The following is a 13,050-nucleotide window of genomic DNA, read 5'->3' as shown; positions in this document are numbered from 1 at the left end:
GAATTGGCCGGGCCGGTTACTCCACCGCGCGAATCAGCTTGCGCTCCAGCACGCGCAGCACGGTCTTGAGGTCATGCCCGCGTTTGAGCACCTGCCCGTCGATACCCACCACCGCGAAGAGCCCCTGCCGATTGCGCAGCTTGGGGCGCTTTTCGATGCGATAGAGCGGATTTTCCGCCGTGCGGCGAAAGACCGAGAAAACCGCGACCTCGCGCAGCGATGAGATTCCGTAATCTCGCCATTCGCCCGCGGCCACCATGCGCCCATAGAGCGAGAGGATGAGGGAGAGTTCACTGCGGTGGAATGAAACGCGTTCGGACGAGGCTTGGCCGGGGAAGGGCGTGAGTGAATTCATGGGACAAGAGTTGCGCCAAAGCCCGGTCAAATCAAGAGGATTTGCAGGTTGGGGCGGGCCAGGACGCGGTCGGGTTCATTGCCCGACCGCTCTTTGCCTGTATGAAACGCCATCGGGGGGGCACCTGCTCGACTTTGCCCATCCGTGGCTCCGACTCTGCGCGTCGGCTTGCAACCAAAGTCGCCTGCAAGTCTTTGAGAGCGGTTAATCGAACGTCCCGAGGCGCGGGCCGCGCCGGTAACCATGATGCGGTCTAGCGCGGAAGTTGGAGCGGATAGCCGAGCTTTTCGAAGTCGGCGGCATAGAGGCGCCGGACGATGGCGAGAGCGTCTTCGGTGTAGTGCTCGGCCAGCCGATTGGAGGACCCGGTCGGCTTGGGCCCGCGCCGCTGCAAGCTTGCGGGGGACTCGCCGAAGATCCGGTTGTGGACCACCGCGATGTCCTCGTCGAGCCGTTCCATACGCCCGAGAAAATCTAGCGCGTCCAGTGGCATAGGGAGGACTTGCGTTTGCGGCGCCCAATGCGGATCATCGTGCAACCCGCCGTCATCGAGATAGCGGCAGAATGCGGCGAAATCCGGTGCGGCGATGCCATTGCGGGCGAACCAGCGGCGGGCCCGGCGGGCGGCGGCGCGGGTCTTGACCACCTTGTCGAGATAGGCCGAGAGCGTACGCGCGAAGGGATCGCGAACGAAGGCGAACTTGAAAGCCTCCTTGGCGATGCGCTCGACATCGGCCGCTCTGGCCGCGCTGGGCCGGGCGAAAAACTGTTTCGGCTTGAGGTCCTTGCCGATGCCCCGTGCGCGGGCGCCGTCGACAAGGCTGCCGAGGATGGTGGAATTCGCGACCTTGGGGAGCCTTGCGTAGAAGAAATTCAGCTCCCGAGACCAAGCGCCGCGAAGGTCCACTTCGGTCAGCCAGATCTCCCCTGTGTAGGGCCATCGGCGGTAATAGGGACAAAGATGCGGCGCCGCGCGTTTGAGGACGCGGTCCATGGGATCGAGGAGAGGGTTGAGAAACTGTCCTCGGCTCATGACGAGGGGGCGGTCAGGTGCCGTAGCGCGCGAGGAAGGTCTTGGTGGCTTCCGTCGCCGCGTGGTGGAGCTGTGTTTCGTCCGGCCGGTCACCGAGGCCGAAAAGCAGCTTGAGGAAGATCCCTGCCTTGCAGAGCTCGCAGAACTGTTGCGCCGCGAGTTCCAGATCGTCGATGCGCAGCTCGCCGCGCTCGATCGCGAGGCGGAAGTAATCGCAAAGCGCCGCTTCGACGATCGCGGGCCCGGAATTGTAGAAGGTCTGGCCAAGTTCGGGGAAGCGCTCGCGCTCGGCCGCGCAAATGCGAAACACCTGTGTGCCGATGCGGGATGTCACGAATTCCAGCAGATGCACCCCGGCCTGACCCAGCACCACATCCGGCGCGTTGCTCATGTCGATGTCATGCACGGCGCGCTCGGCCTGGCGCGCGCACTCGGTCGTCGCGACTTCCAGAAACAGAAGCCGCTTGTCAGGGAAATAGCTGTAGAGCGTCGCCTTGGAGACACCCGCCGTGCGGGCGATATCATCGACGGAGGCGCCTTCGAACCCATCCGTCATGAACACTTTCAGCGCCCCCGCCACGACCTGGTCGTATTTCCGTCCCTTGCGGACGGGGGCCATTGTTTCCGTCATTCAGAACCTCCCGCGAACGCCGCCAGTATAAGCAGCGCGCCTCGCGGCGGGCAAGACGATGCTCAGCTTTCGGAGCAGTGCGCTTGCGACAGAGCCGTGCCGCAGGCGCGCGATGTGCCGTCCTGGGGCTGGGTCGGGAAGGTCAGTTGCGGCAGATCCACCATAAGGCCGAAGGCCGAAGCCGGCGCGGAGGCGAGAGTGGCAAGCCCGAGGGCGGAGGCAAGGATGAGCTTTTTCATGAGAGTGACTCGCTTTTATCTAAATTACAGGTCTAAAAATAAACCGAACGGTTCAGTTCTGCAAGGCAAAAGTAAACTGATCAGTACAGTTTGGTCGTCAATACGTAAAATTTACGTAAGGTTAACTATACTTCAAATCGCGGAGTGTTCAAGAGATGCCTCCCCGACGCTCCCCGATGCTCCCTGGCCATACCTGCTTGCGCGCCCGCGCGGCTGTCTCTACCTCTGGCGGGGTGATCGATATCTTTCTCAAGACACTCCCCTTTTTTGCCCTGATTGCGCTTGGCTTCGCGGCGGTGCGCGCGCGGATTTTCCCGCAAGACGCGACCATCTACCTGACGCGGTTCGTCTTTTACTTCGCCCTGTCGGCCATGCTCTTTCGCTTCACCGCGAGCCTCTCGATCGCCGATATCTGGGAGCCGCAGACCGCCGGGGCCTATCTCTTCGGCTGCGTGATCGTCTACGCGCTCGCGACCGCTGTCGGCATGGCGCGGCGGCAGGGGACGGAAGTGACGGCGGTGGAGGCGCAATGCGCGGTGATCGGCAACACGGGCTTCCTTGGCGTGCCGATGCTGACCCTCCTGCTCGGCCCCGCCGCCATCGCGCCGATTCTGCTGATCCTGTCGATCGATCTGTTCATCTTCAGCTCGCTCATCGTGATCCTCATCACCGGCTCGCGCGACGGGCGCATGTCGCGTGGCGTGCTGCGCACAATCGGGGTCGGACTGCTGAAAAACCCGATGATCGTGTCGATGGCCTGCGGGCTGAGCTGGTCGGCCTCCGGCGCGCCGATGCCCGTCCCGCTTGATGATTTCGTGACGCTTCTGGGCAATGCCGCAACCCCTGGCGCGCTCTTTGCCATCGGCGCCTCTCTCGCGTCCAAGAGCACCGAACGGCTCAGCGTGGCTGGCTGGCTCAGCTTTTGCAAACTGGTGCTGCACCCGGCCTGCGTCGCGCTGGGGGCGCTGGTGCTCTTCGACGTGGACACATACGACGCGGGCGTGATCATCAGCGCCGCGGCCCTGCCGGTTGCGGGCAACGTCTTCATGCTCGCCCAACACTACGGCGTCGCGCCGCAGCGGGTGTCGGCCTCGATCCTGATCTCGACACTGTTTTCGATCCTGACCGTGAGCCTCGTGATCGGTTGGGTAACCATGCTTTAACCATCTCGGGCGGCAATGGCCCCGGATGGACGGCGCAGGAAGGGACGACGCGGCATGACACCACAGGCGGTGATCTTCGACATCGGGAATGTGCTTATCGAGTGGCAGCCGGAGCGGTATTTCGACTGGGTCGTGGGCCCCGAGCGGCGCCGCGCGATGTTTGCCGCGGTGGACCTGCACGGGATGAACGATCGCATCGACCGGGGCGCTTCTTTCCGCGATACGGTGGAGCAAACGGCCCGCGCCTTCCCCGCCTTCGCGCCGGAAATCCGGATGTGGCATGACAATTGGCTGGAGCTCGCGTCGCCCCCGATTCCGCGCTCGGTTCGACTGCTGCACGCGTTGCGCGAGGCGGGCGTGCCGGTCTTTGCGCTCTCCAATTTCGGGCGGGACAATTTCGCTCGCAGCGCCGGGGCGCATGCGTTCCTGCGGGACTTCGACCGGGCCTATATTTCCGGCGAGATGAAGATGGCCAAGCCCGATGACGAGATCTACGCGGCGGTGGAGGCCGATTGCGGCCTCGCGCCCGGCGCGCTGCTCTTTGCCGATGATCGCGCCGACAATATCGCGACCGCCGCCCGCCGCGGCTGGCAGACGCATCTCTTCGAGGGGCCGGACGGTTGGGCCGATGCGCTCATCGGCTACGGTCTTCTCACCCCGGAGGCGGCGCGCTAGATCACGCCGCCTGAACCACGGGCGCGCGGGTTTCCCGCACCGGCAGATGCACCAACGCCGAGAGCGCACCCACCCCCACGCCGACCCACCAGACCGCCTCGTAATTGCCATAGATGTCGTACATCCGCCCGCCGAGCCAGACGCCGATGAAGCTCCCGAGCTGGTGGCTGAAGAACACGATGCCGTAGAGCGTGCCCATGTAGCGCAGCCCCCAGATGTGGGCCACGAGCCCGGAGGTCAGCGGTACGGTCGCGAGCCACAGCGCGCCCATCACCAGCGAGAAGATGAGCACCGAGCCCGGCGTGATCGGCAGCATGATGAAGACGGCGGCCGTCACGGTCCGCGCCAGGTAGATCCCCGCGAGCAGGTATTTCTTGGACCAGCGCTTGCCCGCCCAGCCGGCGGCCAGCGTGCCCGCGATATTGGCCAGCCCGATGAGTGAGATCGAGATCGCGCCGAGTGCCGAGGTCGTCGTGATCCCCAGCCCGTGCAGCATGCCGCCCGGCATGATCGGGCCGCACATCTCGGTCACGAAGGCGGGGAAATGCGCGGTAATGAAGGCAAGCTGATAGCCGCAGCTGAAAAACCCGATGAAGATGAGCGTGAACGACGGATCGCGCGCCGCCTTGAGCAGCACCGCGCCCATGCTCTCTTCAAGCTCGGTCCGGCTGGCCGGCGCGGGCGCGCGCATCAGCGGCAGGGTGAAGATCGTTGCGAGAATCGCACCTGCGAAGCACAGGAAGACCGTCTGCCACGGCAAGAAGCCAAGCAGCCATTCCGCCAGCGGCGCGCCGAAGACCTGCCCCGCGCTGCCCGCCGCCGTGGCGATGGCAAGCGACATCGAGCGCGTCTCGTCCGAGCTTGCCCGCCCGACCACGGCGAGAATGACCCCGAACCCAGTCCCGGCGATGCCGAATCCGACGAGGATCTCCAGCATCTGATGCGCTTCCGGCGTGACCGCGAAACTCGACAGGACAAGCCCCACCGCATAGATCAGCGCGCCGAAGACGATCGCCTTGCGATCGCCGATCTTCTCGGCCATCGCGCCAAAAAGCGGCTGCCCGATCCCCCAGGCAAGGTTCTGAATCGCGATGGCAAGGCTGAACTCGGCGCGGAGCCAGCCGAATTCTTCCGAGATCGGAATCTGGAACACCCCGAAACTCGCCCTGATCGCAAAAGACACCATGATGACCACGCACCCGACGATGAGGACCGGCGTGAAGAGCTGGGGTTTGGGTGACATGGCGTGCTCCGGGATTGCCGGCGCAGGATACGCCCAACGGCTTTACGGTCAAATCAGCAGATGTGATGAGATGCGACACAATCCGTGTTGCGCGCGCCCACGCCGCGCCGTCCTGCGCGTGAAGACTCCACAGCGCCCGCCGCCTGAGGTAAGCGGGCGGCATGACCACGCTTCCCGATATCTACGCCCAAATGGTGCAGCGCGGCGAGATCACCGCCGACGCGGCGCAAGAAGCCGTCCTGCCCGAATTCGAACGCATTCGCGCCGAGCTTTCCCGCCCCGTCAAGCGCGGCTTTTTCCGCCGGGCACCCGAGCCTGTGCGCGGCCTCTACATCTGGGGCGGCGTCGGGCGTGGCAAATCCATGTTGATGGACCTGATGGTCGATCACGCGGGCGTCCCCTGCCGGCGGGTCCACTTCCACGCCTTCATGCAAGAGGTCCACGCCGGAATGCACGCCGCGCGCAAGGAGGGGGTGGACGACGCCATCGCCCCGGTGGCCGAGGAGTCGGCCAAGGGCCTGCGCCTGCTCGCGCTCGACGAGATGCAAATCACCGACATCACCGACGCGATGATCGTCGGCCGGTTCTTCGAGAAACTGTTCGCCGCCGGGGTCACGGTCGTCACCACATCCAATCGCGCACCGGACGATCTCTACAGGGACGGGCTCAACCGCCAGCTCTTCCTGCCCTTCATCGAGCTTCTGAAAGAGCGAATGGTGGTGCGCGAACTGGTGTCCAAAACGGACTACCGCCAGGACCGGCTCGCGGGCGAACAGGTCTATTTCGCCCCCGCCGACACCGAGGCCCGCCGCGCCATCGCGGCCATCTGGGCGGATCTGTCGGCAGAGGTCGCCCCGCTGGTGCTGCACGTCAAAGGCCGGCGGATCGAATTGCCGGCCGTCTCGCGCGGGGTCGCCAAGGCGAGTTTCTTCGATCTCTGCGGCCAACCGCTTGGCCCCGCCGACTACCTCGTGCTCGCCGAAACCATCCGCGTGCTCATCCTCGAAGACATCCCCCAGATGGGTCGCTTCAACTTCAACGAAGCCAAGCGCTTCGTGACCCTGATTGACGCGCTCTACGAGGCCCGCGTGCGCCTGATCTGCTCCGCCGCCGCCGATCCCGAATACCTCTACATCGAAGGGGAGGGCAGCTTCGAGTTCGAACGCACGGCCAGCCGCCTGCGCGAAATGATGTCCGAAGGCTGGGGCGCGCCAGCCCCCTGAGTCGCCGCGGTCTCCCCCTCGCGCCAATCGCACGCAGTGCCAGACGTCGTGCGCCGAAGGCGCTCCTTTTGATAACGGATCGGTGCTCCGCGCCCGCCGTCCGCCCCGCGCTTTTCCGCCCGCGCCGGGCCGTGTCCGGGGAATTCACTGGAAGCCCCTCGGACTGACTCCTATGTTGCCAATGGAACGCAGCCGACACGCAATTTGAAAGGGCCGATTTTCATGACGTGGCGCACCCATTGGCAGACTTTCCGCGCCCGGATCGCCCCCGTCGCATCTTTGGCCGGGTTGGCGGGCCTTGCTGCCCTGCCGGCCGTCGCGCTAGACGATATCCGCCTGCGCGTCACGCGCGATTCTGATGATCTGCGCCCCCGGCTCAGCAACGCCTCGCTCCTGCGCCAGGGCGAGACCGAGTTCGAAAGCGCCCGGGACATCTACGCCGCGGCCCTCGCCGACTACCGCCGCCTGACCGAAGCGCTCTATTCCGAGGGCTACTACAGCGGCGTGATTTCCATCACTCTGGACGGGCGCGAGGCCAGCGAGATCGCGCCGCTGAGCGTGCCGCGCTCGGTCGATCTGGTGACCATTACCGTCGATCCCGGCCGCAGCTTCCGCTTTGGCGACGCCCGCATCGCCCCGCTCGCCCCGGGCACCGAGCGCCCCGAGGCCTTCCGCACCGGCGAGCGCGCCCGCGCCGATGTCCTGCGCGAGGTGGTCGAGACCGCGATCCGCGACTGGCGCGATGAGGGCCACGCCCGCGCAGCGCTCACCTCCCAGAGCCTCGTCGCCAACCATGCTCGCCGCCGGCTCGACGCGGAATTCGACCTCGATCCCGGCCGCAAATACGTCTTCGGTGCGCTCATTCACCGCGGCGAGAGCGCCGTGCGCGACATGCGCATCCGCCGCATCGGTGGGCTGCCCGAGGGAGAGGTCTTCAGCGTCGAGGCGCTCGAGGACGTGGTGCGCCGCCTGCGGCGGACCGGGGCTTTCGCCTCCGTCACGCTGGAAGAAGAGCCCGCCGACCCCGATGGCAACGTGATGAACATCATCGTCAAGGTGGCCGACGAAGAGCCGCGCCGCTTCGGCTTCGGCGCCGAGCTCTTCTCCCGTGAGGGGCTGGAGCTCAGCGCCTTCTGGTTTCACCGCAACCTGCTTGGCGGGGCCGAACGGTTCCGGGTCGACGGCGCGATTTCCAACATCAACGGCGACACCAGCGGGATCGACTATTCCGCCGGGGCCCGCATCACCACGCCGGGCCGTTTCGGCGCCGACACGGTGCTCTTTGCCTTCACCCAATACGAATTCCTCGACGAGGCGGATTACACCTCCGAAAACCTCGAAGTGGGCGTCGGCGCAACGCGCTACATCTCCGAGGGGCTCGAAGCCGAGCTGGGCTTCAGCTACACCTTCTCCGAAACCGAAGACGATCTCGGCCGCCGCAGCTATGAATATCTCAGCTATCCGCTCGCCCTGATCTGGGACGGGCGCGATGACACGCTCGACCCCCGCGAGGGCCACTACGTCCGCGCCGGCCTGCGCCCCTTCACCGGGCTGGGCGATCTGGGCAGCGGCGTGCGCGGCACGCTCGATGCGCGCGGTTATCTCGGCGTCGGCGCCGAGGATCGGTTCGTGCTGGCCGCCCGGCTCCAGTTCGGCGCGGTTGCGGGCCCCGAGCTTGTCGATACGCCGCGCGATTTCCTGTTCTACTCCGGTGGCGGCGGGACCGTCCGGGGCCAGCCCTACCAATCGCTCGGTGTTGATCTCGGCGGCGGCGTGACCCTCGGGGGCCGCAGTTTCCTCGGGCTCTCGGGCGAGTTGCGCGCGGATGTGAGCGACGCGCTGCAGGGTGTGGTCTTCGCCGACGCGGGCTACATCGGCGCCGAGGAAGTCTACGACGGCTCCGGGGAATGGCATTCCGGCGCAGGGCTCGGCCTGCGGTACAAGACCGCGATCGGCCCGATCCGCCTCGATCTCGCCACCCCGCTCGACGACGAGACCGACGAGCGCATCCAGTTCTACATCGGCATCGGGCAGGCGTTCTGATGTGGGTGCGCGCTCTTCGGGTGCTCTGCACCGCTGCCGCACTCGCCTGCGCCGCGCCGCTTGCCATCGGCCAGCAAGGGGATGGCGCCGAGGCCCCGCTCAGCGCCGATGACGTGGGCGTGGGCGGCGACGCCGACCGCGGATTCCTTCAGGGCCTGCTGGAAGACAACCTCTCCAGCGCCGGGCGCGAGGTGCGGATCATCGGCTTCGAAGGCGCCCTGAGTTCGCGCGCCCGGATCGACCGGCTGACCATCGCCGACGACGATGGGATCTGGCTCACCATGACCGACCTCGTGCTCGACTGGAACCGCCGCGCCCTCCTGCGCGGCGCGCTCGCTGTCGAGGAGCTCTCGGTCGGTGCGATCGACCTGCCGCGCCTGCCGCGAACCGAGGGCGAGGCGCTCCCGGAGGCCGGCGCCGCCGAGCCCTTCAGCCTCCCCGATCTACCGGTCTCGGTTGATATCGGGGTCCTGCGGATCGAAACGGCCCAAATCGGCGCGCCGGTCATGGGCCAGGAGGTCGCCTTCGGGCTCAGCGGCTCGGCGCAGCTCGCGGACGGTGCGGGCCGCGCCCGGCTCACGCTGGATCGGCAGGATGGCCCCGAGGGGCGCTTTGAGCTGACGGCGAATTACGACAACGAGACCGGCGTGCTTGACCTCGATCTGGCCTTGCAAGAGGCCGCCGGCGGGTTGCTCGCCCAGAACAGCGGCATGCCCGGCGCCCCGGCGCTTGCCCTCACCGTTGCGGGCAGCGGCCCGCTGGATGACTTCACCGCCGAGATCGCGCTCTCCACCGAAGACACGCCCCGCCTTGCGGGCGAGGTTGCGTTGCGCGGCGTCTCCGAGACCGGCGGGCGACGCTTCGCGGCGGATATCTCCGGCGACATCCGGCCCATGCTCGATCCCGCTTATCACGAGTTTCTCGGCGAGGAACTTGCGCTCGCGCTGGAGGGCGAGACCGGGGGCGAGGACGGCGGGCTCGCAATCGAGACGTTGCGGCTCGATGCCGAGGCGATCACCGTGAGCGGCGCGCTTGAGCTCGGCGCCGGGAGCTGGCCGGAGCGCTTTGCCCTGCAGGCCGAAATCCGGCTGGAGGATGGCGCGCCCGTGCTGCTGTCGATCCCCGGCGAAGAGACCCGCCTCACCGACGCGACGCTCGATTTGCGCTACGATGCCGCCGAGGGCGAGGGCTGGGAGCTGGACCTCGCCGTGGACGGGTTTGACCGCGGCGGGATGCAGATCGAAACCCTGACCGCCACGGGCGCGGGCCGCCTGCGCAATGGCGCGGGGACCTTGCCCGGCGGCGCGTCCGGCGCGCTGCGGCTGCTGGCGGACGGGGTCGCCCCGGCGGACGCCGGTCTGGCCGAGGCTCTGGGCGCACGCCTGACGGGGGGGCTCGCCTTCGAATGGACCGAGGGCCAGCCCCTGCGCCTTTCCGAAATCGATCTTGATGGGGAGGGGTACCGTCTCTTCGGCGAGCTCGCGGTGCGCGGGATGGAAGAGCAGGTTGACGTCCAGCTCGACGGCGCGGTGACGCTTGATGCCGACGATCTGTCGCGCTTTGCCGCGCTGGTCGGGGAGCCGCTCGCCGGCGCCGCCACGCTCGACATCACCGGGCAGGTCACGCCCGTCTCCGGCGGGTTCGACGCGGAAATCACCGGCACCGCGCGCGATCTCGCCATCGGCCAGCCGCGGCTCGATCCGCTCTTTGCCGGGCCCGCGCAGCTCGCGCTGACCGCCCGGCGCGACACCGAGGGGCTGCATCTCGACGGGCTCGAGATCGAGGCCCCCGGCGCTGATCTGACCGGTACGGCCTTCGTCGCCGAAGAGGGATCGCACGCCGATCTGACGCTCTCGCTGCCCGATATCGCGCCGCTCGTCCCCGAGCTTTCCGGCGCCGCCGCGCTCACCGCGCAGGCGCGTCAGACCGGGCCGCGCTGGCGCATCACCGCAGGTCTCGACGGGGCGGCGGACCTGCGCGCGAGCGCCGATGTTACCGTGACGCTCATGGAGGGCGCGCCGGGCCCGGTGACCGGGCGCGTCGAGGCCGCTTTGGGCGAGCTCGGAGCGCTGTCGGAGCTTCTGGACCGGCCGCTGTCGGGCCGCGCGGAGCTGTCGGTGGCGGGCGATGGCAACATCGCGGAGCGGACCGCGCGGGTGCGCCTTGAGGCCACAGGTCAGGACATCATCACCGGGATCCCCGAGCTTGACGGCTACCTTGCCGGCGCGAGCCAGGCCTCGGCCCGCGTTGCCCGCACCGAGGCGGGGCTCACCGTCGATGACCTCGCCCTCGACACCCCCAACGCCCAACTCACCGGCGCGCTCCGCTGGGCCGAGACCGGCTCCCGCGCGGTGCTGGACCTCGCGCTAGCGGATGTCTCCCCGCTCGTGCCCGAGCTTTCCGGCCCGCTCGCGATCACGGCCGAGGCCGAGCAGGAGGGCGAAAGCTGGGATATCTCGGCCACCGCCTCCGGGCTTGGCGGCGCGACCGCCGCGGCCGACGTCACGGTGGTGTTGACGGATGGCGCGCCGGGGCCTGTCGCGGGTTCAGTCGAGGCAAGCGTCGATCAGCTCTCGGCTTTCTCCGCCCTCGCCGGCCGGCCGCTCGCGGGCCAGCTCTCGCTCGCGGTGCAGGGCAGCGGCGACGTGGCGCGACAAACCGGCCGCGTGAGTTTTCAGGGCCAAGGCGCAGGGCTCTCCGCCGGGCTCGGCAGCGTGGATCCGGTCCTCGGCGGGCAGGCGCGCTTCGAGGGCGTTGTCGAGCGCGACGAGGACGGCGCGATCGTGCTCGACGGTGTGGAACTGCGCAGCGGGCAGGTGTCGGCGGACATCTCCGGGCTCTATGGCGGGCCGGCGGGGAGCCGGATCACGCTGGAGGCGCGGCTCGCCGATCTGGGGCTCTTCGTGAGCGAGCTTGCCGGTCCGGTACAGGCCAGCGGCACCCTGACCCAGAGCGCGCCCGGCTCGGACTGGGTGGTCGACGCGGAGCTCGGCGGGCCCGGCAACACCTCGGCGCGGGTCACCGGCCGCGCGGCGCAGGATGGCAGCGATCTCGACCTCAGCGCCAATGGCGGCGCCTCGCTCGCCCTCGCCAACCCGTTCATCGCGCCCAATATCGTCAACGGCAGCGCCGACTTCGCGCTCCGGGTCAACGGCCCGCCGGAGGTCAGCTCGGTCTCGGGCCGGGTCACGAGCGCGGGCGCGCGGCTGTCGATCCCTGAGGCCTCTTTTTCGCTGGAGCAGATTGACCTCGCCGCCGACATCGCCGGCGGGGTGGCCGATCTGTCGCTCGACGGGCGCGTGACTGCGGGCGGGCGGCTCAGCCTTGCCGGCACGCTCGGCCTTGATGCGCCCTATCGCGCCGATCTCACCGCCGATTTGCGCAACATCGATGTGGTGCGCCCCGGGCTCCTCGACACCCAGTTCGACGGTCAGATCAACGTGGCCGGCCCGCTGGCGGGCGGCGCGCGAATCGGGGGGCGGATCGAGGTGGATATGGCCGAGCTGCGCATTCCCGAAGCGGGCGGCGGCGCGGGCATGGCGCTGCCGGACCTTGCACATGTCAACGAGCCCGCCGACGTGCGGGCAAGCCGGCAGCGCGCGGGGCTGGTGGAGACCGGGGAGGCAGAGCCAAGCGAGGGCCCGGTCTTCGATCTGGCGATCACGGTCTCGGCCCCGACGCAGGTTTTCGTCCGCGGGCGCGGGCTCGATGCCGAGCTTGGCGGCGTGATCGGCCTGCGGGGCACAACCCGGGATCCGGTGACCGAAGGACAGCTGTCTCTGATCCGGGGCCGGCTCGACATCCTCGGCCAGCGGCTGGAGCTTGACCGCGCGACGATCAGCCTGCAGGGCGATTTCGACCCGTACGTCGACCTTTCGGCCACCACGTCGAGCAGCGACGCGGATGTGACGATTTCGGTCGTCGGCCCGGCCTCGGACCCGGCAGTCACCTTCTCCTCCTCGCCCGATTTGCCTGAAGACGAAATCCTCGCGCGGCTCCTCTTTGACCGCGATCTGTCGGAAATATCGGCCTTTCAGGCCCTGCGCATCGCGGCGGCGATCCGCACGCTGACGGGCCGGGGCAACGGGCTCTTCGGCAATCTGCGCGACAGCATCGGGGTGGACGATCTCGACATCACGACCGATGAGGAGGGCAACACCGGCCTGACCATCGGCGCCTATCTCGACGAGAACATCTACACCGATGTGACCGTCGATTCGGAGGGGCAGACAGAGATCAACCTCAACCTGTCGATCTCGCGTTCAGTGACGGCGCGCGGATCGCTCGGCTCGGACGGGAGCACGGGCGTCGGGGTGTTTTTCGAACGCGACTACTGAGCGACACGGCGGAGCGAAAGGCGGCGATTCATGCAGCTTTTGTACTCGTGCGCCCAATTCAGGCATTGGTCAAACTTGCCATTGACTATTCCGACAGTTTCTATCAAG

General features: G+C 67.6%; 10 protein-coding genes. 5 read left to right on the top strand and 5 right to left on the bottom strand.

The features are described from left to right. Positions 1 to 16: 16 nt before the first annotated feature. The 4 genes from BM353_RS03110 to BM353_RS16850 form a co-directional block, all read right to left on the bottom strand. Positions 17 to 355 (bottom strand): DUF2794 domain-containing protein, encoded by a 339-nt coding sequence (locus BM353_RS03110; protein WP_092076558.1) that lies wholly within the window; start codon positions 353 to 355, stop codon positions 17 to 19. A gap of 253 nt (positions 356 to 608) precedes the next feature. Beyond that, complete coding sequence (locus tag BM353_RS03105) at positions 609 to 1,388, bottom strand: sulfotransferase family 2 domain-containing protein (protein WP_092076556.1); 780 nt, start codon at positions 1,386 to 1,388, stop codon at positions 609 to 611. Positions 1,389 to 1,401: 13 nt separating this feature from the next. Beyond that, complete coding sequence (locus BM353_RS03100) at positions 1,402 to 2,019, bottom strand: TetR/AcrR family transcriptional regulator (protein ID WP_092076554.1); 618 nt, start codon at positions 2,017 to 2,019, stop codon at positions 1,402 to 1,404. A gap of 62 nt (positions 2,020 to 2,081) precedes the next feature. Continuing rightward, the gene (locus tag BM353_RS16850) at positions 2,082 to 2,258 is read right to left on the bottom strand and encodes a hypothetical protein (protein ID WP_177220442.1); all 177 of its coding nucleotides are present in this window, start codon (positions 2,256 to 2,258) and stop codon (positions 2,082 to 2,084) included. A gap of 233 nt (positions 2,259 to 2,491) precedes the next feature. Here BM353_RS16850 and BM353_RS03095 point away from each other — a divergent pair, with 233 nt between their 5' ends. Together BM353_RS03095 and BM353_RS03090 are read left to right on the top strand one after the other, a co-directional pair. Continuing rightward, on the top strand, positions 2,492 to 3,421 hold the full coding sequence (locus tag BM353_RS03095; protein WP_092076552.1) for an AEC family transporter: 930 nt from the start codon (positions 2,492 to 2,494) through the stop codon (positions 3,419 to 3,421). Between the two features lie 54 nt (positions 3,422 to 3,475). Beyond that, positions 3,476 to 4,096 carry an HAD family hydrolase gene (locus BM353_RS03090; protein WP_092076550.1) on the top strand — a complete coding sequence of 207 codons (621 nt, stop codon included), beginning with the start codon at positions 3,476 to 3,478 and terminating at the stop codon, positions 4,094 to 4,096. A 1-nt stretch (position 4,097) separates the two neighbouring features. On the opposite strand, the gene BM353_RS03085 is transcribed toward BM353_RS03090, so the two are convergent. After that, positions 4,098 to 5,339 (bottom strand): MFS transporter, encoded by a 1,242-nt coding sequence (locus BM353_RS03085; RefSeq protein WP_092076548.1) that lies wholly within the window; start codon positions 5,337 to 5,339, stop codon positions 4,098 to 4,100. Between the two features lie 161 nt (positions 5,340 to 5,500). Here BM353_RS03085 and zapE point away from each other — a divergent pair, with 161 nt between their 5' ends. From zapE to BM353_RS03070, 3 genes are all read left to right on the top strand, one after another. After that, positions 5,501 to 6,562 carry a cell division protein ZapE gene (gene zapE / locus BM353_RS03080; RefSeq protein ID WP_092076546.1) on the top strand — a complete coding sequence of 354 codons (1,062 nt, stop codon included), beginning with the start codon at positions 5,501 to 5,503 and terminating at the stop codon, positions 6,560 to 6,562. Between the two features lie 222 nt (positions 6,563 to 6,784). Beyond that, positions 6,785 to 8,605 (top strand): autotransporter assembly complex protein TamA, encoded by a 1,821-nt coding sequence (locus tag BM353_RS03075; protein ID WP_092076544.1) that lies wholly within the window; start codon positions 6,785 to 6,787, stop codon positions 8,603 to 8,605. Further along, positions 8,605 to 12,942, top strand: coding sequence for a translocation/assembly module TamB domain-containing protein (locus BM353_RS03070; RefSeq protein WP_092076542.1), 4,338 nt, complete (start codon positions 8,605 to 8,607; stop codon positions 12,940 to 12,942). The genes BM353_RS03075 and BM353_RS03070 overlap by 1 nt, the downstream gene beginning before the upstream one ends. The last annotated feature ends 108 nt before the right edge of the window (positions 12,943 to 13,050 follow it).

The sequence above is a fragment of the Poseidonocella sedimentorum genome (assembly GCF_900116005.1).
GTDB lineage: Bacteria > Pseudomonadota > Alphaproteobacteria > Rhodobacterales > Rhodobacteraceae > Poseidonocella > Poseidonocella sedimentorum.
The sequence above is the reverse complement of the archived record's forward strand: the minus strand, read 5'-3'. Positions and strand labels throughout refer to the sequence as shown.